This is a genomic window from Methylocapsa polymorpha (genome assembly GCF_045689225.1).
GTDB lineage: Bacteria > Pseudomonadota > Alphaproteobacteria > Rhizobiales > Beijerinckiaceae > Methylocapsa > Methylocapsa polymorpha.
Map to the genome: position 1 here is coordinate 3,242,594 of NZ_CP136862.1, position 22,174 is coordinate 3,264,767.

Here is a 22,174-nt window from a genome sequence, read left to right on the forward strand (position 1 = left end):
CCTAGGGCATGCCTTTGGAAGGTTGATCAGCGTTCTCGACTGCATCGATCTTGGCGCGCAAGCTGGCGAAGACAGCCCGAAACATCGGCGGCGTCAAAACGCCGGTATTGGTGTTGTAGCGCGAGCAATGATAACTGTCGAAGAGCGTCACGGCCCCGGCCTCGGGCAAGATATGTTCGGCCCCATGCGCGAATGGGAACGCTGATAGTTTCTGGCCAAACGCGCGCAAGATTGAGTCGTGGGCGATCCGGCCAAGCGCCAGGATCGCGCAAAGATCAGGCAAGCTCTCGATCGTCGCGGCGAGAAAAGGACGGCACGCGTTGATTTCTTGCGGCGTCGGTTTGTTTTGCGGCGGAACGCAACGCACCGCATTGGTGATGGCGGAGCCGGCGAGCCGAAGGCCGTCGTCCACGCGAGCGCGATAGGCGCCTTGGGCGAAACCGAAGTCGAGCAGCGTTTCGTAAAGAAGGTCGCCGGCGAAGTCGCCGGTAAACGGGCGCCCGGTGCGGTTGGCCCCACGCAACCCCGGCGCCAGACCCACGATGAGGAGACGGGCGTTCGCGGCCGCGAAATTTGGCACGGGCGCATTATGCCAGTCTGGCTCTTCGGCGCGCCCGGAAGCGCGATAAGCCGCCAAGCGCGGACAGATCTGGCAGTCCGCGTCGGGCTCGGCTCTTTTTCCCTTCGGCCCGGCAGTCGCCGCGACGGCTTTCCGGCTCACTCCAACCGATCGTCCACCAGTTCCGGATCAAAATTGCCGGTCTGCGCGGCAGCGCGCCGATCCTGCCCCCTTTGGGGCCGCTCGGACCGTTCGCCGGCGTCGCGGCCGATTTTCGAAGCGAGATGGACGATGTCGATGAATTCATCCGCCTGCCGCCGCAATTCATCCGCCACCATGGCCGGCTGCGTGGCGTTGGTGGAGACGACGGACACGCGGACGCCTTTGCGTTGGACTGCTTCGACAAGGGAGCGGAAATCGCCGTCGCCGGAAAAAAGCACGATATGGTCAAGGTGCTCGGCCATCTCCATGGCGTCGACGGCGAGCTCAATGTCCATGTTTCCTTTGACCTTGCGGCGGCCGAGGGAATCCACGAATTCCTTGGTAGGCTTCGTTACGACCGAGTAGCCATTATAGTCCAGCCAATCGACGAGGGGACGAATCGAGGAATATTCCTGATCCTCCACCAGCGCAGTATAATAAAATGCGCGAATTAATTTTCCTCTTGATTGGAACTCTTTGAGGAGTCTCTTGTAGTCGATATCGAAGCCGAGAGATTTCGCGGTCGCGTATAAATTGGCGCCATCGATAAAAAGCGCAATTCGCTCTTGGTCAGCCATAAACGTATCTCTTTAGCATGCTCGTTTGTTGCTCTTGCTTGTTTTTATTGTACTTCTTGGCCAGGAGCGAGAACAAAAAACTCCATGGTCGTTGCGATGCTTGCACGAGCGCGCCAATTCCGGCGATAGTTCCTTAACTACGGATAGCCCCCTATTAGTCATTCTCCCCATGCATGTCCTGACGAAAAACTCGAAGACGAACATGGAGCGAACCGGAACCATCCATATAGGATGGCGCATTGGCGTCCGTTTCTCGCGCTAGCTGCATAAAAGCATCACCGCAATTAAATATAAGACCAAGCATAAAATGCAAATGTGGCCTTCGTGCGTCTCTGTGTCAGAGGCGTGGCTTCCCGTCAAGCTACAGCATCAAAGGAAAGATTTGCGATCGAAAGCCGCGTCAACCATAGCCCTTGCCGGCGGCGAGCCGCCTTTTTGGGGTTTTATCTTGCCAGCGCAAGCTCTTCGAGGCTAAATCAAAATAATCCAAAAGAGTCGCACTAACAAGGAGCGAGCGCAGCATGGCCCGCGTCACCGTCGAAGACTGTGTAGACAAGGTTGAAAATCGGTTCGAGCTGGTCCTGATCGCGGCTCATCGCGCCCGCATGATCGCGGCGGGCAGCCAGATCACGGTCGACCGCGACAATGACAAGAACCCGGTCGTTTCCCTCCGGGAGATCGCGGATTCGACTCTGGCGCCGGAGGACCTCAAGGAGGACTTTATCCAGTCGTTGCAGAAACATGTCGAAGTGGATGAGCCGGAGGCCGAAGCGGTGCCGGCCTTGGCCGCCGTGTCGGAAGAGGCGCGCTCCGACGCTCTGGGAGATATTCAATTCGATCGCATGACTGAGGAGGATCTTTTGCGCGGGCTCGAAGGGCTGGTGCCGCCGGCCGAAACGGAAGACGACGGCGACTGAGCCTGACGTTAGCGTTGCATGCGGCGGCGCTGCTCCGATGCGGCCGTGCGTTAATGGTCGCGAATCGGGAGCAGCGGACGCCGCGCGGAGATCGGTGGGCTTGCGGGCGGAGCGCGCAGCGTCGAAAGACCGGCGCGCTTCAGCAACAGCCTTGATATTGACGTCGCCTGGAAGGTCAATTTTGTTAAAGCCGGCGGCGTAACGGCGGCCGGTCCGCTGTTGCGTTTCGAACTGCGGGTCGATCAAAGCCATGATGCGGCAATATGAACTCGTCGATCGCGTGCGGCGCTATAATCCGCAAGCCGACGAAGTATCGCTCAATCGCGCCTATGTCTACGCCATGAAGGCGCATGGCGCGCAAAAGCGCGCCTCCGGCGACCCCTATTTTTCACATCCGCTCGAAGTCGCCGCGATCCTCACCGACATGAAGCTCGACGACGCCACGATCGTCGCGGCCGTGCTGCACGACACGATCGAGGACACGGATTCGACCCGGGAGGAAATCGACCGGCTCTTCGGCAGCGACATCGGCCGCCTCGTCGACGGGCTGACCAAGCTGAAGAAGCTCGACCTCGTTTCGAAACGCGCGGCGCAAGCGGAGAATTTCCGCAAGCTTCTTTTGGCTGTCGCCGAAGACGTCCGCGTGCTTCTCGTCAAGCTCGCCGACCGCCTGCACAATATGCGCACGCTTCACTTCATGACGCAGGACAAGCGGGCGCGGATCGCCGAGGAGACGCTGGATATTTATGCGCCTCTCGCCGGGCGCATGGGCATGCAGAGGATGCGCGACGAGCTCGAGGATTTGGCTTTCCGCCATCTCATGCCGGACGCCTATGCGATGATTGCTGCGAGGCTCGAGGAGCTGCACAAGAAAAACGGGAAGATCATCGTCAAGATCGAGAAGGAGCTCGCCGACGAGCTTGCCGCCCGCGGCATAGACGCGAAGGTCGAAGGGCGCCAGAAGCAGCCCTATTCGGTGTGGCGCAAGATGGAGCGGAAATCGATCGCCTTCGAGCAGCTTTCCGACATATTCGGCTTTCGCGTCATTGTCTCGAGCGTGGAGGATTGCTACCGCGTCATCGGCGTCGTGCATACCAAATGGGCGGTGGTGCCGGGCCGCTTCAAGGATTATATCTCGACGCCAAAGCAGAACGACTATCAATCAATCCACACGACGGTCGTTGGTCCCGGCCGGCAGCGGGCCGAGCTTCAGGTCCGGACTGCGGCTATGGAGGATATCGCCCGCAACGGCATTGCGGCCCATGCGCTTTATAAGGATGGGCGCGTCGCCGACCGCGAGACTTTGACGAATGAGAGCCGCGCCTATCAATGGCTGCGCCGGACGATCTCGCTGCTCGCGGAGGGCGATACGCCTGAGGAGTTTCTCGAACATACCAAGCTCGAGCTGTTCCACGACCAGGTGTTCTGCTTCACTCCGAAGGGCCGCTTGATCGCCTTGCCGCGCGGCGCGACTCCGATCGATTTCGCTTACGCCGTGCACACCGATGTCGGCAATTCGGCGGTCGGGGCGAAGATCAACGGCCGCCATGCGCCGCTGCTCTCCGAATTGCAGAACGGCGATGAAGTCGAGATCGCGCGCGCTGAAGGCCAGATCCCTCCCGCGGTGTGGGAAACCCTGGTCATCACCGGCAAGGCGCGCTCGGCGATCAGGCGCGCGTCGCGCGACGCCGTGCGGGCGCAATACGCCGGCCTCGGCCGGCAGATCGTGACCCGCGCCTTCGAGCGGGCCGGCAAGCCCTATACCGAGGACAAGCTGAAAAGCGTTCTGTCCCGTCTTGCGCGCGCCAGCGTCGACGATGTGCTCGCCGCGGTCGGCCGCGGCGAGATGTTTTCCGGCGACGTCGTCAAGGCGGTCTATCCCGAATTCATGGACGAGCGAAAGACGATCGCGCCGCGCCCGCGTGGCGAGGCCGGCTGGTTCGGCCTGAAAAAGGCGGCGAGCCTGGTGTTCAAGTTTCCCGGCGAAACAAGCGACGAGCAGAATCGGAAGTCGATCCCCATTCGCGGCCTTCAGGGGGATTTGCCGGTGCGCTTTGCGCCGAATGGAGGCGCGGTCCCAGGCGATCGCATCGTCGGCATTTTGACGCCGGGCGAAGGCATCACGATCTATCCGATCCAATCCCCCGATCTGACCGCTTTCGACGAGCAGCCCGAACGTTGGCTCGACGTGCGCTGGGACATTGAGGATGGAAGACAGGATTTCTTTCCGGCGCGCATCGTCATAACGGCCATCAATGAGCCCGGCACTTTGGGTGCGATCGCGACGGTGATCGGAGATCACGCCGCCAATATAGACAATATTGTCATCAATCCGCTTTCGGCGGATTTTCGCGAGATGATCATTGACGTCGAGGTCAATGATCTAAAGCATTTGAACGCCGTCATTTCACATTTGCGGGCGCGGCCCGTGGTCAGCAAAGTCGAGCGGGTGAACGGATAAGGGGCGGCTCGCGCTTGATCCGCGAAGCTGGAAAAGAGCGCGCGCCGCACAAGCCGCTTTTGATTATTGCACCTCGAGAATAAACGCATGATCGCTCATCGTCAGAGGAACGGAGCCGACATTGGCGAAGGTCTTTATCGGCGTCGTTCCGACGGTTGGGTCATAGACCTTCACTGACGAATGCGTTGAGCCGAAACTCACCGTGACATTGTTAGATCCGCTTGCTTGTTCGCCCCACACCGCCAGCTCAAAGAGGCCATTGGACTTTTGCATGAGCATGTCATGCACGGTCGCAGGCTCATTTGAAATAAAATAACTGAGCTGGCCCGCTGTAAAGGCGCTTGTGTTGTCGGCCAAAATCGTCGTCAGATTGTGTAGGTAATTCGCGGATTTTCTAGGCGTCGTATAATTTGCGTAGAATCCATCCTTGCCGTCCGTAAAATCCATTATCTCATATATGTAGGTGTATTTCCATCCTTGCTTGTATTGGTCCAGATAGATGTTCAGGAATATCTTGCCTTGCCTGTCGTCTCCTGTGGGCGTGCCGTCCGTCCACCAGCCTGTTTCCGTGGTGACCTTTGGAAGCGTTGCGAGGGCGCTCTGCGAATATCCGTTATAGTCCTTCGCCCAAGTGACGCCATTTTCGTTGAAAATGTCATCATAGCACAAAACGCCGTAAGGAACCGACGCGTTGAACGCCTGATTGTCATGATATCCGGAGCAATTGCTGACCGCGTAATTATGGTTATTGGCGTAATCCGCGTAGACTGTGCCGGTAGGCATCGACGAGCCGGCGCCCGTCGGAATTGTCAGATATTGCATTCCCACGTTGCTGGTCTCAGCGCCAACTTCGCTGACATCGAAAACCGGATAATTTTTGAGAACCGGATCAGCCTTTACCGCACTGTAAAAGTCGCGCTGCATCTTTGCCATCGGCGCCCACGTTCCACTATGGATGCAGCAGGATTGTCCTTGATACGTGCCGCCGAAATTGTTCGGCTCGTTCGCTCCTTCCAAAGCCGTCAAGGCGCCGGCGCTCGCCAGGGTCCGGGCGTTGGCGAGAACGGTCGAAATAGTCGCATCCGTTGGACCGCTGCCGAGCCCGATATCGAAGAGCACGCCCGTCTGATTGTGAAGAATGACCAATGGCGCTGTCGAGCCCCCGGCTCTCAATGTCCGCAAGCCGAGATATTGGATCATTGGGAGCGTCTTGGCGGGATCTGCGCCTTGATCGAACTTTGTATTGGCGCCGAGCGAATTCAGGAAATCGTTGACCTTGACGGCGGCTATGTTCGGAGCGGACCCGGTTGTGTTGAGCGTCGCATAAAACGACCAATGGGAAGAATCTCCGCCGCTTGGCGTTGGAAATGTCGTAGGCATCGCGCCATAGGCACGACCAACATTTACCTCATGAACGCCTGCCGTCTGGCCCTTTACGAAATGCAGGCTGTTATAGTTCGTCGTATAGGCAAGCCAGTAGGTTCCGGCCGGCAGGCTTGTCGGCGCGACGACATTGGCTGTGTTCCATCCCACGACTGGCGTGATTTCGGCGGTCTCGGCTTTTTTGAGCCCGGGGCCGCCATTGGCGCCTGTTGAATCATAGATGCCGAGACGAAGCTTGCCTGCCGCCTGCGAGACATAGAATGAAAGGCTTTCTATGGTTGCGGCTTGAGCCAATGGCGCATTTTGCGCAAGCAACAAGTTTGCGTTGTCATAATCATCAGTGACGAGAACATTCGTTTCGCCGATGGTGACTGTAGCAGCCCTTGCTTGAAGCGCCCCAGCAGCAATTAAAATGCCGGCCAGCGCAGGCATTATTTTTCTCATCATAGGAGATATTCCTTAGCAGATTTTCTTTTCGTTGACTTCGATCATGGCCAAAGACTGTGGCTTGACCGGAATGAAGTGTATTGATCTGTCATGTGTCAGCTTGAGGTCGGCAATGCGGCGGCGGCGGGGGATTGATTGGGCAAACCTGTTTTTCGCAAGCCGGGTTCCACAAAAGGAACTGTTTGAGTGGGAGACATCAGCGCCTCGCGCGAAGTCGCGCCGGGCGCGCGGCGCAAATCCGGCAGAACGAGGCGGCGCAGCGCTTTTGGGCTTCCTGTCAAGGCCAAAGCGCTTTAAGCAAGTCGGAAAGCTGCGCTGGCGTAGCCGAGATTGGCTGAGCCAATGCTTTAAGGCGGCCGAGTTCGCCGCATTCAAATTTATCGTTTCCATCGCCCTGCCGCGCGACGCCTCGACCGGGCTGCGCGTCGGTTGCGGCCTTATTTCGGGATCGCGGCGGCGAAGAGCCGCTGCGCTGAACAATGTCGGCTTCCTCTTTTGCGCAGGTCTTGCGCTTCGTCTGGCGGTATTGGAGCCAGAGTCCGCGCAAGTTTGCAGCGCTCGTCGTGTTGCGCGTCGTCTCGTCGCTGGTTGACGTGGCGACGCCTTTTGCGGCGGGCGGTCTCGTCGACGCCCTGGCGACGCGCGAAGATCGCGACCCTGCGCGCGGGATCGAGGCGCTCGCTTGGCTTCTAGCTCTGGTTCTGGCGTTTCAATGCTTGCGAAGCGCGATCGAATTCATCGTCATCCAGTTCACCGGCGCGGCGATGAAGCAACTCGTTGGCGACGCTTTCGCGAGCGTGCAGCGATTTTCCGCCGATTGGCACACCAATTCATTTGCAGGGGCGACCGTCCGCAAGATCACGCGCGGCATGTGGGCCTTCGATTCGTTGACCGACGCGATGGTTTTTCAATTCGCGCCGGCGTTCATAATAGTCCTGACCATCAGCTCGATTTTTCTTGTGCGCTGGCCCATGCTTGGCGTTCTGGTTACTCTTTCCATTCTTGCCTACCTCGCCGTCAGCATCGGCCTTTCCGTCGCCTGGGTCGCTCCAGCGAGCAGCGCGGCGCAAGCCTATGATTCGCGAATAAGCGCGGTTCTCGCCGATTGCTTCACAGCCAATCCGGTCGTCAAAGCGTTCGCGGCCGAGACGCGGGAGGAGGCCAGCTTCGCGCGTCTGACTGAGGAGTGGAAGGCGCGGACCCTGGTCTCCTGGAACAGGGGCGCCTGGACTGGCGTTGCGCAATCCGGCGTCCTGCTCGCGATGCAAGCCGTGATGCTTGGCGCGGGACTCTGGCTTTGGGCGAGAGGAGCCGCGGGCGCCGGCGACATGGCGAGCCTCGTCTCGGTTCAGCTCTTGGTGCGCGGTTATCTTCGCGACATCGGCCAGCACGTGCGCAATGCGCAGCGGGCGATCAATGAAATGGAGGATGTCGCAGTCTTTTGCGAGACCGAGCCTCATGTCGATGACCTGCCCGGCGCCAAGGCGCTGGTCGTGACTCATGGACGCATTTTGTTTGACGATGTCACCTTCGGCTATGCCGGGGCGGCGGAGCCGCTCTACGATCGTTTCTCTCTCGAAATTGGAGCCGGCGAAAAAATCGGCCTGGTCGGCGTGTCGGGCGCCGGAAAATCGACTTTCGTCAAGCTGTTGCAGCGCCTTTACGATCTCGACGGCGGACGGATTCTGATCGACGGCCAGGATATAGCCAAGGTCAGCCAGGCGAGCTTGCGCCGGGCGATCGGCCTCGTGCCGCAAGATCCGGCGCTGTTTCATCGCTCGATCGCGGACAATATCGCCTATGGTCGGCCCGACGCGACGCCGGCGGCGATCGCAAAGGCCGCGGCGCTGGCGCATGCCGATATTTTCGTCGACCGCTTGCCGAACGGTTATCGGACGCTTGTCGGCGAACGCGGCGTCAAGCTATCCGGCGGCGAGCGGCAGCGGGTGGCTATCGCCCGCGCGATCCTCGCTGCGACGCCGATCCTCGTCCTCGATGAAGCGACGTCGAGTCTCGACTCTCTTTCGGAGGCGCTGATCCGCGACGCGATCGACCATCTCTCGGCGGGGCGCACGACGATCGTTGTCGCGCACCGGCTTTCGACGGTCCAGCGCCTTGATCGGATTCTTGTCTTCGAGGCCGGCCGCGTCGTGGAGGAGGGCGCGCACAAGGACCTCGTCGTCAAGCCGGGGGGCGTTTATCGTCGCCTTTTCGAGACGCAAAGCGCGCCGGCGTTTTCGGACGCATCGGAGACCAGGCAGCAAATTCACGGGCTCGCATCTTGATGCCGCCCGCTTTCATGGTATCGAGCGTTGGAGCGGCGGTTCGACGACCGGCCCCGCCGTTCCTTCCGCAAGCCTGATCGAATAAGCATCAAGAGTAATCTTTCATGCCGCACCCGCCTCGCCTGCGTCTTGGCGTCAACGTCGATCATGTCGCAACGCTGCGCAATGCGCGCGGCGGCGCCGTTCCCGATCCGCTTCGCGCGGCGCTCCTTGCGATCGAGGCGGGGGCCGATGGAATTACCGCTCACCTGCGCGAGGACCGCCGCCATATTCGCGACGACGACATGGCGCATATCAAGGCCGCGATCTCGAAGCCGCTCAATTTCGAGATGGCGGCGACCGACCAGATGCTCGACATCGCGCTCAAGACCAGGCCGCATGCCGCCTGCCTCGTGCCCGAGAAGCGGACCGAGCGCACGACCGAAGGCGGCCTCGACGTCATCGGCGGTCACGATCATTTGAAGCCCTTCGCCTCCGAACTGGGCCGCGCCGGGATCAGGGTCTCGCTTTTCATCGAGCCCGCCGTGGAAGCGATCGATGCGGCCGTGGAGATCGGCGCCCCTGTCGTCGAGCTGCATACGGGGGCCTGGTGCAATGCGGCGATCGATGGCGACGCGGCGCGCTCGGGGCGCGAATTCGCCAGGATCAAGGCCGCAGCCGCCCATGCGGCAAGACGCGGGATCGAATGTCACGCCGGCCATGGGCTCGATTTCGAGACGGCGGAAATCATTGCCGCGCTGCCGCAGATTGTCGAACTCAATATCGGACATATCTTGATCAGCGAGGCGGTCTTCATCGGTCTCGGCGCGGCCGTGGCCAAGATGCGCGCGGCCATGGACGCTGGGCGGGCGAGGGCGGCGTGAGACGCCCCGGGGCGACCGGCTTGATGTGCTGCGATGTGGATTGAACCAATGATCATAGGCTTTGGCAATGACCTTTGCGATATTCGCCGCATTGAGGACTCGCTCGCGCGCTTCGGCGAGCGCTTCGTCAATCGGTGCTTCACCGACGTCGAGCGCCGCAAATCCGACGGGCGGGCAGGGCGGGCCGCCTCTTATGCGAAGCGATTCGCGGCCAAAGAGGCTTGCGCCAAGGCGCTTGGCACAGGGCTTCGCTTCGGCGTCGCCTGGCGCGACATGGGGGTCGTCAACCTGCCCTCCGGCAAGCCAACCTTGTGCTTGACTGGAGGAGCCGCGGCGCGGCTGGAGAAATTGACGCCGCGAGGCTATCGGGCGATCATTCATCTGACCCTCACCGATGAATATCCGCTAGCGCAGGCTCAGGTTATCATCGAGGCGGTCGAGGAGGTCGCTGCGAGCTTCCAAACGCCGAGCCGCGAAGTGCTGGAGGCATAGATTATTCGCGAGCGAAGCCGGAGCCGGCGCGTAGCAGGAGAGAGGTCAAGCCAGCCGTCCCAATTCAAAGCATTGCGGCGCAAGCTTTTGAGGGCAGGGGGCATCGTCCCTGCGCCTGCCCTGTACCCGCGTGTCGCCGCATGGTAATGAGCGAGTCCGCCGGTCCGGCGGTTGCGCTTGAGGCCAGAATCCCGGACCATCTCCACGATGAATCCAATCGTGGAACGTCTCTAACCTTTCATTTTGCCGCATTTGCAGGCGAGCCGGCGCCGGCTTCGATTGAAAATGCTCTAGAGAGAAGATTACGATGTCAGAGCCAGTGCGGTTGAATGAAAAAAGCGCCGATGCGAAGCATCGCGCCAAGGAAGGCGGCAAGGGCGAGACGTTCAAGGTCATCGTTCAGGCGCTGCTTATTGCGCTTGTTGTTCGCACGTTCCTGTTTCAGCCGTTTAACATACCGTCCGGCTCGATGATTCCGACGTTGCTGATCGGCGACTATCTCTTCGTCTCCAAATACGCCTATGGCTATTCGAGGCATTCGTTTCCGTTCAGCCCGGACCTGTTTTCCGGCCGAATTCTGGCTTCGCCGCCAAAACGCGGCGATGTGGTGGTCTTCAAGCTGCCGCGCGACGGCCAGACGGACTATATCAAGCGCGTGATCGGCCTGCCCGGCGATAGAATCCAGGTGAAGGAGGGCCGTCTCTACATCAACGGCGAGATCGTGCCGCGCCAGCCGATCGCCAAGGCGCATACGGAGGATTTCTACGGCCGCGAGACCGATGTCGCCACTTATGAGGAGACGCTGCCCGGCGGCGTGAAGCACACGATCATCGAAATTCAAGGCGATACGGGATTCAACGACAATACTCAGGTGTTCGAAGTGCCGCCCGACGACTATTTCATGATGGGCGACAATCGCGACAACTCCACCGATAGCCGTGTTGCGCCCGAACAGGGCGGCGTCGGCTTTGTGCCGCTTGAAAATCTGGTCGGTAGGGCCGAATTGATATTCTTCTCGGTCGGCAAGGGCGAACCCGCGTGGAAGTTCTGGGAGTGGCCGTGGACGGTGCGGTGGGACCGGATGCTGAAGCCCGTGAAATAGGATGGCGCGGCAAAATCTGGATGTGAGCGCGCTTGAGGCGCGGATTGGCCATATATTCGCTGATAGCGGCCTCATCGCCGCGGCGCTGACTCATGTGAGCGCCGCCAACGGCTCGCGGCGCGAGACTTACCAAAGGCTTGAATTTCTCGGCGACCGCGTGCTCGGCCTTGTCATCTCCGAAATGCTCTACGAGGCTTTTCCCTTGGCCGAGGAAGGCGAGCTGTCGCGTCGCCTCGCCGACCTTGTGCGCAAGGAGAGCTGCGCCGAGGTCGCGCTCGAATGGGGCGTGCAGGCTTTCATCCGGCTCGGCGATAGCGAGCGGCAGACCGGAGCCGCCAAGACGGCGATCCTCGGCGACATCTGCGAATCGATCATAGGCGCAATTTTCCTCGACGCCGGCTATGCGCCGGCCAGGGCCATCGTGAGGGGCGCCTTCGAGGCGCGCATGCGCTCGCCGCGGCGGCCATTGCGCGATCCGAAGACCTCGCTGCAGGAATGGGCGCAGGCGCGCGGCCTGCCGACGCCGGTTTATCGAGAGACTGCGCGCAGCGGCCCAGATCATGCGCCTGAATTCTCGATCGCGGTGGAGGTTTTGGGCTACGAGCCAGCCGAAGCGAAGGGTTTCGCGAAGCGCGTGGCCGAGCAGGCTGCCGCCGCTGACTTTATCGCGCGCGAGGGAATCGACCAAGGCGGCCATAAGGGCGTTGCGTGAACGCGGAAACCGAATTCGAGACGAGGTGCGGCTTTGTCGCGCTGATCGGCGCGCCGAACGCGGGCAAATCGACGCTCATCAATCAACTCGTCGGGGCGAAAGTCTCGATCGTTTCCCGCAAGGTTCAAACGACGCGCAGCCTCGTGCGCGGGATCGCCATCGAAGGCAAGGCGCAAATTATCTTCGTCGACACGCCGGGCATTTTCGCGCCGAAGCGCAGGCTCGACCGGGCGATGGTGAGTTCCGCCTGGGGCGGGGCGGGCGACGCCGACGCCGTGGCCTTGCTCGTCGATGCGCGCAAAGGCGTGGACGAAGAGGTCGAAGCCATCCTCGCCAGGCTGGGGCAAGTTGGGGCTGCGAAAATTCTTGTCCTCAACAAGATCGACACGGTTGAGCCGCCAAGGCTTCTCGAACTCGCGGCGAAGCTCAACGCCGAACTGCCCTTCGCGGAGACCTTCATGATTTCAGCATTGCGGGGCCATGGAGTCTTGAAGCTCAAGCAGCAGCTTGCCGCGCTGATGCCGCCGGGGCCTTGGCTTTATCCGGAAGATCAGATCTCCGACGCGCCGCTGCGCTCGCTCGCGGCGGAGATCACGCGCGAAAAGATCTTCGAGCGCCTGCATGACGAACTGCCGTATCAATCGACCGTGGAAACCGAGCTTTGGAAGGACATGCCGGACGGCTCCGCCAGGGTCGAGCAGACGATCTATGTCATGCGCGAAGGCCATAAGAAAATCGTGATCGGCGAAGGCGGCCGCACGATCAAGGCGATCGGAACCGCCGCGCGCAAGGAGATCATGGCGGCGGCCGAGCAGACGGTTCATCTTTTTCTGTTCGTCAAGGTGCGCGAGAATTGGCCGGACGATCCCGAACGCTATCGCGAGATGGGACTCGAGTTCCCAAAGAATTGAAAGCGGGCTCGCGGTACGGAAGGCGCGCGGACGGAATCAATGCCAACTTGAGCGCGGATAATTGCAGCTCTATGGTGCGCGCCGGATTGCTCCCTCGGAGTTCAAGTTTAAATTCATGATGATCGCCAGCATGACGGGCTTCGCCGGGGCCGCGGGTAACGCGGGGTCCTACCGCTGGGCCTGGGAGCTCAAATCGGTCAATGCGAAGGGGCTCGATGTCAGGCTGCGGCTGGCGCAGGGGTTCGACGCGATCGAGCCGGACGCCCGCCTGCGCATCACGCGAAAGCTAGCGCGTGGGACGATCTATGCGTCGCTGACGGCGCAGCGAGAGCTAGCCACGCCCGAAGTTCGCGTGAACCGGGAATTGTTGGGCAAGCTCATAGCGGCGGTCGCCGATATAGAGCTCCAGGGCGCGGTCGCGCCGGCGACGCTCGACGGCCTTCTGGCCGTCCGCGGCGTCGTGGAAATCGCCGACGCGGCCGAGGCCGAAGCGGAAATCTTCCAGGCGCGGGCCGCGGCTCTCGGCGGCCTCGACGCGGCGCTGGAGGCTCTTGTGGCGATGCGGCTTCGCGAGGGAGGCGCGCTCGCCTCCGTCCTGACGGCGCGGCTCGAACGGATCGCCAAGCTGACGCAAGCGGCCGAAGTTTGCCCCGCGCGCAAGCCGGAGGCGGTCCGGGCGCGTCTCGAACAGTCGCTCGCAGCCCTCGCCGGACATGCGAATTTCGACCAGAATCGTCTGCATCAGGAAGCGCTCATGCTGGCCGCCAAGGCGGACATAAGAGAAGAATTGGACCGCCTTGTCGCCCATGCTGCGGCGGCGCGCGATCTCTTGGCGGCGGGAGGAGCGGTCGGCCGCCGGCTCGACTTCCTCGCTCAGGAGCTTGCGCGCGAGGCCAATACGCTCTGCGCGAAATCGAACGACGCGAGCCTGACGGCTCTGGGCCTCGAACTGCGCGTCGAGATCGAGCAATTTCGCGAACAGATCCAGAATATCGAGTAGACGCCATGCGGCCAATAGAGCGCTTCGCGGGACACGATTCGCGGGAGAAAATATGACTCGTGGGCGGAGCGACTTGGGCCTCGCCCGGCGAGGCTTGATGCTGATCCTCTCTTCTCCTTCCGGGGCGGGGAAGACGACCTTGACCCGGATGCTGCTCCAGACCAAGGAGCTTGATCTCACTTTGTCGATTTCAGTGACGACCCGGCCGCGCCGTTCGAGCGAGGTCGATGGAATCCATTACATGTTCATCGACAAGAAACAGTTCGACGCCATGCGCGACGCCGGCGATCTCCTCGAATGGGCTGAGGTGCATGGCAATTACTATGGGACTCCGCGCGAGCTGGTCGAAAAAGTCCTCGCGCAAGGGCGCGATGTTCTCTTCGACATCGACTATCAAGGGACCCAGCAAGTCAAGCAAAGGACCGCGGGAGATGTCGTGACGATCTTCATACTGCCGCCGTCGATGAAGGAGCTGCGCGCGCGCCTCTTGCGGCGCGCTGAGGACTCGCCCGAGGCGATAGCCAAGCGCCTCGCTAACTCTCGCAATGAAATCGGCCGCTGGAAGGATTACGATTATGTGCTCGTTAATGACGATCTTCAGCGGACGTTTGACGATCTTCTTGTGATCCTCGCCGCAGAGCGTCGCCGCACGTCGCGAATGAGGGATGGCATAGCGAACTTCGTCGATAATTTGCTTAAGGAGGACAGCGATGATTGACGAAGCCGGCCTCTTGCGCAGCGGCTCCTGTTGCGGCTCGGCGTTTCGCCTGCGACTTGTGCGCCCATATCGGCTATGATGAATGACATTATTCAATAATCATCACTTTTGCTTTCTCCTGGGCCACTTTCATGTTATCAGCACAGTTGGGCGCCAAAAACCTCCGGCTGGTCTCGCATTTCCGCGCCAAGCGGCATGTGGAGCGGGGCGATGCCAGCGGAGATAGTCCGACAAGAAAAGCCGCTCGGCGCAAGTGAGCTAAACCAAATTGTTGGAGGAGCGCGAAAAGGGGACGCGGATGCCCGCTGGCTTGTCCTCGGCTGGCGTCTTGAATCGGTCGTCGATGACCAACGCGAGGGTGCTTGTAGTGCAAATGTCCATCGCTCGGAAATTAACTGAATGTTTCGATCGCACTCAGCTTATGCTCGGAACTGAAAAGCTATGGTCAAGCTTAGCTGACAAGATAAGGGCTGGGTGGCGCGGCCGTTGCGCGAGGGCCAAGTCCGACGCTGACCCTGAGCCGGTCCGCAACGACGGCCGAAATGAAGAAGGCAAGAGCTTCAGCCGGTCGCGGCCAGATCCGGCGGGGTCGGGAAAACCGGTCGAGCGGATCCTGATCTATCGCTTGGGAAGTCTCGGCGACACCGTCGTTGCGCTTCCTTGCCTGCATAAGGTCGCGGAAGTCTTTCCGGACGCCGAACGCTATGTCTTGACGAATCTTCCTGTGTCGTCGAAGGCGGCTCCGCTCGAGTCCATTTTGGCCAATTCGGGTCTGATTAACGGCGTCGTCCTCTATCCGGTCCGGCTGCGATCGATCGCGCGATTGTGGGATCTGGCGTTGCGGCTCAGGGCGCTCGAAGTTTCGACGCTGGTCTACCTCATGGACTTCCGAGGCGTCCTTACGGTTTATCGAGACCTTATCTTTTTCCGTCTTTGCGGCGTCAAACATATCATCGGCGCTCCCAATCTCTGGACTTTGATTAAGCAGGACAGGCTCGACGCCGACGGCAATGTCGAACAGGAATGCGCACGTTTGGCCGCCACCGTCGCCGAGCTCGGACCTGTTGATCTCGATCGCCGAGCAAGCTGGGATTTGCTGCTGACCGATGCGGAGCGACGCGTCGCCGGCGACGCGGTCGCTCCGTTTGGATCACGGCCGTTTATCGCGATCAATATGGGAGGCAAGGTCGCCCAGAACCATTGGGGAAACGAGAATTGGCGCGGTCTCTTCGTCGAACTCGCCCAAACGCATGGGTCATATGGGCTGCTCGTTATCGGCGGCGCCGACGACGCCTCATGCGTCGGCGAGGTGACGGAAAACTGGCCAAGTCCGGTTGTGAATGCGTGTGGCCGCCTTTCACCACGGGAGAGCGCGGCGGCGCTCGAAAGAGCATGCCTTTTTATCGGCCATGATTCAGGCCCGATGCATCTCGCCGCCGCATCTGAAGTGGTCTGCGTCGCGCTTTTCAGCGGAAATAATCCGCCGAGGAAATGGCATCCTTATGGACCTCGGCATAGAGTTATCCAACGCATGGACGGGATCGCACTGATCAGGGTGGAGGAAGTCGCCGCCGCCGTGCGGGAGTCTTTGCCGGCGCCGGCCTCCGTGAAAACCCACTCGTAGGTTGGCAAGAGCATGACGTCTCCAGCTATCTTCCTGGATCGGGACGGAACCATCATCGTCGAGAAGAACTATCTCGGCGACCCGGACCAAGTGGTCCTTCTCGACGGCGCCGTCGACGGCTTGCGCGCCTTGTCCAGTCATTCATTCCCTCTCGTGATCGTCTCGAACCAGTCAGGCGTCGGGCGCGGCTATTTTTCGCTCGAGCAAGCGCGCGCCGTTGAGCGTCGGCTCGGAGAGCTTCTTACGCATGAAGGCATAGCGATCGCCGGTTGGTATATGTGCCCGCACGCTCCCGACGAGGAATGCTCATGCCGCAAGCCGCTGCCGGGCATGATACGCGCCGCCGTTCATGATCTCGATCTCGATCCCGCGCGGTCTTTCGTGATCGGCGACAAACGCAGCGACATAGATCTCGCATCCGCGGTCGGCGCCACGGGCATTTTAGTCACCACCGGACATGGACGCTTGGACGTAGACTATGCGCGTTCTCTGCCGGCGCCGGTCTGCCGCGACCTCATCGAAGCGAGCGAGGAAGTTGCTCGCCATCTGGCGCGAGGCGATGCTTGAGTCGCCTCCTGCGAACGCGCTCGCTCGTGCAAGATTGAAACAGCTCGCAGCTTCTTCGCTGGATCGAGATCGAGATCGAGCGCGGGCGCAACTTGCGCGCGCAGAACCGGCGCGGGCGATCCTTCTGAAATACGCAAGAATATTTGACCCTGACGTTTTGTATTTTGGCGCCTGATATTTATGCGATCTGTTGCTTGTCTCAGGGCTTCACAGATTTTTATATTCTAGATTTTTACTTGATCGTCGGCGAAGTTTATCCTATACGGAAACTGGCGCGGCCCCGTCGATAAATCTTTCTTATTTTATTGTTTTTGCTCATGATTTGGCAAACGCTTCGGACAGAGCTTTTCATTTAATTGGGTGGGGCCGACCAGCCTGCGATGGCCGCGCAATTGCGCGGTTCATTGCTGGTATTGAAGGAAGCGGCTATTTGTTTTCCGCGGCCCGATTAGATTCAGATGGGGTAAGATGGAAATGTTTGGCGTCGCTAGGTCTTGAGCGTTTCGGTCGCAATTCAACTCTCTCGGCGAACGCCAAAATAAAATGAGGCGGTGGATATGGCGCATATACTGTATATCGGTCCCTGGGCCGGAACAGCGGAGCAAAGGATTCGGGCTTTCCAGAGACTTGGGCACGAAGTCACTGTGGTCGACCCGGATTCAGCCGATCCATCGATAAAACTGCTTGATTTCTGGAAATTTCATACAGGAGCTTTGGGGCTTTCCTGGCTATACAAGAACTATATCTTGTCCAAAGTTAAGGGCGAAATTTTTGATTTTGTGTTTGTCGATCATGGTGAACTTATTGGCCCCGCAGCGGTCGCCGCCTTAAAGAAAATAGGCAAAATCGTCGTTAACTACAATCAGGACAATCCCTATGTCGCCAGAGACGGGCGCCGCTGGCGCCTGTTTTTGGAGGCGCTTCCCGCTTATGACCTCATCGTCAGTCCGCGCTTGTCGAGCGCGCAAGCCGCGCAGCGCGTGGGCGCGCGACGCGTCCTCGCGGTAAAGTTCGCCGCGGATGAGGCTGTCCATCGTCCGATCGAACTGACGGAGGAAAGCCGGGCGCGCTTCTCCTCTCAGGTTGTTTTCGTCGGCACCTGGTTTCCGGAGCGTGGTCCGTTCCTGCTGCGGCTCATCGAGCGCGGCGTCCCGCTTCGCATCTACGGCGAGCGATGGACGAAGGCTCCTGAATATGAAGCGCTTCGGTCGCATGTCGTTCTTGGAAATCTCGAAGGCGAGGACTACGTCAAAGCCATTCGAGGGGCGTCCATCGCGATCGGTCTTCTGTCCAAGGGCAACGAGGATCTCCACACGACGAGAAGCCTTGAAATACCGGCGATCGGAACGCTGTTTTGCGCCGAGCGCACCTCGGACCATCTCGCCATGTATAAGGATGGCGAGGAGGCGGTGTTTTTTGACGGGCCCGATGAATGCGCCGACCTTTGCCTGGCCTTGCTCGCCAACCCGGAGCGGATAAAGCAAATCGCCGCGGCCGGCTTCAACCGGGTGCGCCAGAATGGCGATTTCAATGAGAAGCTGTTAGCCAAGATACTGGATGCGGCAGCAAAGCCGTCCGCGGCGTCATGCCCTGACGCCGCGCAGCAAACTTTGCCGCGTCCTTTGGTTAGAGCGGGCGATTAACCGCTGCAGGCGGAGTCGCCGTCAGCGCGATCCGCCCGGATTTTGCCGGACCTTATTGCGCGGGCTTGCGAGCCGTCACGAATATGTTGAGGGTGAGAAGGCGACCGCCGGTATATCCAGTCTCGGCCGCCAGCCACAGGACCGCCCAGGCTCGAAAGAACGTCCACAGCGCTGCGCGGACGGTGCTCTTTAGTCCATGCCGAAGCGGCGGCACCTCCATCGCCTGAATATCTTCAAAGCCGAGCGGCGCCAGAACCTGCATGAGCGACGTCTTTGTGTAGGGTCTTTCATGCGTCAGATCGCCCGCCAGCACCGTTCCGCAAAACGGCGAATTTCCATTGGGGACGAGGAGGAGCAGCCGCCCGCCTGGCCGCAGCGTGCGAATGATCTGCCGGCAAGCCTCCAGCAGCTCCGGGCGCGTGAGATGGCTGAATACGTCGAAGGCGGTGATGGCGTCGAAGGCTTGGTCAGGGCTCGATTTGAGGAGGTCCAGGCCACTGCCGCAGCGCAGCCTGGCGGACGTCCGCCGACCTGCTCTCTCGATCAAATCCTTGGATAGATCGACCCCGGCGAGATCATGGTATCCGAGTTTCTGAGCGATCGAAAGGAGGAGGCCGTCGCCGCAGCCGAAGTCGAGGATCGACGCGTTTTTATCATCCGGCAAGGCTTTTCGAAGCAAAGTCTCGACGAGCCGCGATCGTCCGCTCGATTCGCTTTCGGACTCATCGGCGAAAACAGGATGCGTCTGGCCATAAGAACTATAGATGAATTGCTTGAACTCACTGAGAGCATATATCTCTGGCCCTGGGGCTGGCATGGGAGAACTCCTTTACGAATTAGGCGTGCGGTTCGCGGATCTCCGGCGGCGCTGTCGCTTGCCGGTCGCTTCAATTTCTTGGGCCGGACTGAATGAGTTGTCGGAAATGCCGCCGCCTTGAAATCTCGCCCTGTTGCGCGGACGGGCTTGGGCTGGATCGTCTCACGCAAAACCGACGGCTTTCGCGCCGCGCCTGGCGCGCGCAGATAAGTCGCGGCATGGGCCTCGGTCGGGATTTGATACGATTTGAATTGCGTTTTTTGAATGGCCTCAGGTGCGGCGTTTCGATGACAGCCTTAGCGATCATCGGACTGCGTTGTAAGGCTACGGGGCCGAGTCTGAACCGCCCTTTTTTACCATCGCGCCGCCCATCAGGGGTTTCCGAGAGTGAGAAAGCGATGCGTTGGGTCACTGCCCCGTCTATTGGGCAGGTTGGATAACTTGACCTAATCGGTATAATAAATATACTATTTCGGTCGAATTAGGCTACATAAGTCGGCAAAAGTTCGGACAGCTGCTTCGACGTGGCGCCTTCCTTGGCTCGAGCTATTAATGTCGGAAACGTAAATATGGCTATCATGTACATACTGTTAAATATCAAAATTCAACATAATATATGCATAAAGCAATACTCATAAAATAAGCCTATCACTTAATATAAATTGCACTTTTCTTTAACGCCCCCGCTGTTTTTCATTGATATGATATATAGTTAGCTCAATAGTAGGTAGTAACTATGGCCGGCCGCTTTTTGGCGAGAGCTCGACGATGACGACTGACGACATAATTGTCAAAATTCTTTTGGGGGCTTGCTATCTTCTTGAGGAGAGGGGCTGGAATCAGGGCTCCATGGCGCGCGACGCAAATGGCCGCGCTTGCGGCCTCGATAGCAAAAGCGCTGTCTCTTATTGCCTTTCCGGGGTTCTCGTAAAGTCTTGGCGGGAGCATGACCGAGCCAATGAGGATTTTTATTTTCAGCTCTTTGAAAGACAATTTTCCGACGTCATTTTAAAGAAATACAATCATAGATATACTCTTACTCGTTGGAATGACGATATTGCGACGTGTCGAGAGTCCGTTGTGGAGTTGATTCACGCCGTAATAAAGTCGATACGATCTGACTCGTCGCAATCTTCCAAAGCAAATGAGAGCGCGGACAGTCGACAGCGCTTCGATCAGGCGACGCGCTCACGCTTCCGCCTATCGGGCCGCGGAAAACCCGAGCAGACAGCGAATCATGGCGTTGCCGTAATGGCGCCTGCCGATGGGGAATGATGAGGCGGCGCGCGTTTGCGCGCAGATCGTTTTTTGTACCGCGCTTTGCGTAAGTTGCATTTCGATCGGCGTGAAACATCCATGAGGCGTAGCCGGATGTCGTCCATTGGCGTAAAAGAGATGCTTCCCAGCCTTCCACGCGACCACCGCCGCGTGGTTGTTTGCGCGTTGGGGACCTATTCGAAAATCGGCGGGCTGCAGAACTTCAACCGTCGGGTCATTGAAAATCTCGCAAAGCGCGCCGTCGAGCGAGGAGAGCATTTCCCATTTGTCCTCATTCGCGGCGACGAGGGCGTCTCAATTCCTGCGATAAAAGGGATCGACATCGCGGGGTTGAACAATAGCCTCGCGTTTTCCGCCAAAGCCATATGGGCTGGACTCACTCAGGCTAATATTTTCGTCATCTGCCACATAAATCTGCTTCCGCTCGCGGCCGCGGTCAGGTGTCTTCGGCCGAAGATGCCGATTCTGCTCTTCGTTCACGGGGTCGAGGTCTGGAATAATTCGAGCCGCCGCGAAAGACGTTGGTACGAATCCTTGTTCCTCCGCGCTTTGACGAGGATTGCTTCGGTCAGCTCTTTCACCGCGGACACGATGGCGCGGGAATTCGACGTTCCGCGCACAAAATTTAGGCTTCTGCCAAATGCGGTCGACCAGGTTAAGGTTTCGTTGCGCTCCAATGAGCGGGAGCCCGCGACAATTCTGACAGTGAATCGGCTCGCCATCGCCGATCGCGAAAAAAATGTCGACCAGATGATCCGCGCGGTGGCGAAGCTCAAGGAAAGGCTGCCGGCCCTCAGATACGAGATTGTCGGCGACGGCGCCTTGCGGCCCGAACTCGTTGCGCTCGCGAAAGAGCTTGGCGTCAGCGACGCCGTAAAGTTTCTCGGCAAGGTCGATGACGCCGAGCTTCGCGCCGCCTATGCGCGAGCGACGGTTTTCGCCATGCCCTCTTCGAAGGAAGGGTTTGGAATCGTTTATCTTGAAGCCTGGCAGCGGGGATTGCCGGTCATTTGCAGCACACTGGGCGCCTCGAAGGAGGTCGTCGCCGATGGGATCGATGGCTTTGTCGTTGATCCGACGGATGTTTCCATGATTGCGGATCGTCTCTATGTCTTGTTGTCGCAGCCGGAGCTAGCCTCCGCCATGGGCGAGCGAGGCCGTCGAAAAGTAGATGAGAAATACTTGAACCCGGCCTTCCGGTCGAATCTCGACAACATCATCGACGAGCTGCGCGATGAGGCGGCGCGCGCTTGATCAAGCGCGAAGTTCAGGACAGTTGCGGGGCTACCCAAATCGGTTTGATCCGCCTATGCTCCGGCCACCTTCCGCATTCGGGACGAGATCATGAGCGAGCATGGCACTCCGCATTTCCACAATCAGCCGGGCGTTGCGCAGGTGCGCGTCGGCGCCAAGGAATTCATGTGCGTCGGCGCTTTGCCGCCTTTCGATCATCCGCATATTTTCATCGACATGGGCGCGGACAATGATGCGATTTGTCCCTATTGCTCGACCCATTACGTTTACGATGAACATTTGCATGGGGGCTGCGAACCGCCCGAATGCGCTTTCATCCCCGAATCGGTCCCCGAAGCCGCCTGAGCCGCTGGCTCTGATGC

20 protein-coding genes are annotated in these 22,174 nt (G+C 59.4%); 16 read left to right on the forward strand and 4 right to left on the reverse strand.

The window, feature by feature from the left end; all coding sequences use genetic code 11:
* Nucleotide 1: 1 nt before the first annotated feature.
* Together RZS28_RS14960 and RZS28_RS14965 are read right to left on the reverse strand one after the other, a co-directional pair.
* Complete coding sequence (locus RZS28_RS14960; protein WP_407338536.1) at nucleotides 2–721, reverse strand: uracil-DNA glycosylase; 720 nt, start codon at nucleotides 719–721, stop codon at nucleotides 2–4.
* Nucleotides 718–1,338 (reverse strand): NYN domain-containing protein, encoded by a 621-nt coding sequence (locus RZS28_RS14965; protein WP_407338537.1) that lies wholly within the window; start codon nucleotides 1,336–1,338, stop codon nucleotides 718–720. Before RZS28_RS14965 ends, RZS28_RS14960 begins: the two co-directional genes overlap by 4 nt.
* Before the next feature lie 521 nt (nucleotides 1,339–1,859).
* Between RZS28_RS14965 and rpoZ the strand changes: the two genes are divergently transcribed.
* A complete protein-coding gene (gene rpoZ / locus RZS28_RS14970) occupies nucleotides 1,860–2,255 on the forward strand; it encodes a DNA-directed RNA polymerase subunit omega (protein WP_407338538.1) in 396 nt (131 codons plus the stop codon).
* Between the two features lie 250 nt (nucleotides 2,256–2,505).
* Nucleotides 2,506–4,716, forward strand: a complete 2,211-nt coding sequence (locus RZS28_RS14975) for a RelA/SpoT family protein (protein ID WP_407338539.1) — start codon at nucleotides 2,506–2,508, stop codon at nucleotides 4,714–4,716.
* Between the two features lie 63 nt (nucleotides 4,717–4,779).
* Here RZS28_RS14975 and RZS28_RS14980 read toward each other — a convergent pair whose 3' ends face one another.
* On the reverse strand, nucleotides 4,780–6,546 hold the full coding sequence (locus tag RZS28_RS14980) for a hypothetical protein (protein ID WP_407338540.1): 1,767 nt from the start codon (nucleotides 6,544–6,546) through the stop codon (nucleotides 4,780–4,782).
* 479 nt (nucleotides 6,547–7,025) lie between these two features.
* Between RZS28_RS14980 and RZS28_RS14985 the strand changes: the two genes are divergently transcribed.
* From RZS28_RS14985 to RZS28_RS15035, 11 genes are all read left to right on the forward strand, one after another.
* A complete protein-coding gene (locus RZS28_RS14985) occupies nucleotides 7,026–8,831 on the forward strand; it encodes an ABC transporter ATP-binding protein (protein WP_407338541.1) in 1,806 nt (601 codons plus the stop codon).
* Between the two features lie 104 nt (nucleotides 8,832–8,935).
* Nucleotides 8,936–9,694, forward strand: a complete 759-nt coding sequence (locus tag RZS28_RS14990) for a pyridoxine 5'-phosphate synthase (protein ID WP_407338542.1) — start codon at nucleotides 8,936–8,938, stop codon at nucleotides 9,692–9,694.
* 48 nt (nucleotides 9,695–9,742) lie between these two features.
* The gene (acpS, locus tag RZS28_RS14995; RefSeq protein WP_407338543.1) at nucleotides 9,743–10,186 is read left to right on the forward strand and encodes a holo-ACP synthase; all 444 of its coding nucleotides are present in this window, start codon (nucleotides 9,743–9,745) and stop codon (nucleotides 10,184–10,186) included.
* Nucleotides 10,187–10,493: 307 nt separating this feature from the next.
* Complete coding sequence (gene lepB, locus RZS28_RS15000; RefSeq protein WP_407338544.1) at nucleotides 10,494–11,288, forward strand: signal peptidase I; 795 nt, start codon at nucleotides 10,494–10,496, stop codon at nucleotides 11,286–11,288.
* Between the two features lies 1 nt (nucleotide 11,289).
* A complete protein-coding gene (gene rnc, locus RZS28_RS15005; protein WP_407338545.1) occupies nucleotides 11,290–12,000 on the forward strand; it encodes a ribonuclease III in 711 nt (236 codons plus the stop codon).
* Complete coding sequence (gene era, locus RZS28_RS15010) at nucleotides 11,997–12,911, forward strand: GTPase Era (protein ID WP_407338546.1); 915 nt, start codon at nucleotides 11,997–11,999, stop codon at nucleotides 12,909–12,911. Before rnc ends, era begins: the two co-directional genes overlap by 4 nt.
* Nucleotides 12,912–13,026: 115 nt before the next feature.
* Nucleotides 13,027–13,911 carry a YicC/YloC family endoribonuclease gene (locus RZS28_RS15015; protein ID WP_407338547.1) on the forward strand — a complete coding sequence of 295 codons (885 nt, stop codon included), beginning with the start codon at nucleotides 13,027–13,029 and terminating at the stop codon, nucleotides 13,909–13,911.
* A 52-nt stretch (nucleotides 13,912–13,963) separates the two neighbouring features.
* Nucleotides 13,964–14,629: a guanylate kinase gene (gene gmk, locus RZS28_RS15020; RefSeq protein ID WP_407338548.1), complete on the forward strand. Its 666-nt coding sequence runs from the start codon at nucleotides 13,964–13,966 to the stop codon at nucleotides 14,627–14,629.
* A gap of 421 nt (nucleotides 14,630–15,050) precedes the next feature.
* Nucleotides 15,051–16,253: a glycosyltransferase family 9 protein gene (locus RZS28_RS15025; protein ID WP_407338549.1), complete on the forward strand. Its 1,203-nt coding sequence runs from the start codon at nucleotides 15,051–15,053 to the stop codon at nucleotides 16,251–16,253.
* Between the two features lie 12 nt (nucleotides 16,254–16,265).
* Nucleotides 16,266–16,820, forward strand: coding sequence for a D-glycero-alpha-D-manno-heptose-1,7-bisphosphate 7-phosphatase (locus tag RZS28_RS15030; protein ID WP_407338550.1), 555 nt, complete (start codon nucleotides 16,266–16,268; stop codon nucleotides 16,818–16,820).
* Nucleotides 16,821–17,377: 557 nt separating this feature from the next.
* The gene (locus RZS28_RS15035) at nucleotides 17,378–18,463 is read left to right on the forward strand and encodes a glycosyltransferase (protein ID WP_407338551.1); all 1,086 of its coding nucleotides are present in this window, start codon (nucleotides 17,378–17,380) and stop codon (nucleotides 18,461–18,463) included.
* 52 nt (nucleotides 18,464–18,515) lie between these two features.
* Here RZS28_RS15035 and RZS28_RS15040 read toward each other — a convergent pair whose 3' ends face one another.
* Complete coding sequence (locus RZS28_RS15040) at nucleotides 18,516–19,280, reverse strand: class I SAM-dependent DNA methyltransferase (RefSeq protein ID WP_407338552.1); 765 nt, start codon at nucleotides 19,278–19,280, stop codon at nucleotides 18,516–18,518.
* Nucleotides 19,281–20,048: 768 nt separating this feature from the next.
* Here RZS28_RS15040 and RZS28_RS15045 point away from each other — a divergent pair.
* From RZS28_RS15045 to RZS28_RS15055, 3 genes are all read left to right on the forward strand, one after another.
* Nucleotides 20,049–20,555: a hypothetical protein gene (locus tag RZS28_RS15045; RefSeq protein ID WP_407338553.1), complete on the forward strand. Its 507-nt coding sequence runs from the start codon at nucleotides 20,049–20,051 to the stop codon at nucleotides 20,553–20,555.
* Nucleotides 20,556–20,675: 120 nt separating this feature from the next.
* Complete coding sequence (locus RZS28_RS15050) at nucleotides 20,676–21,812, forward strand: glycosyltransferase family 4 protein (protein WP_407338554.1); 1,137 nt, start codon at nucleotides 20,676–20,678, stop codon at nucleotides 21,810–21,812.
* A gap of 90 nt (nucleotides 21,813–21,902) precedes the next feature.
* Nucleotides 21,903–22,157, forward strand: a complete 255-nt coding sequence (locus RZS28_RS15055) for a zinc-finger domain-containing protein (protein ID WP_407338555.1) — start codon at nucleotides 21,903–21,905, stop codon at nucleotides 22,155–22,157.
* The last annotated feature ends 17 nt before the right edge of the window (nucleotides 22,158–22,174 follow it).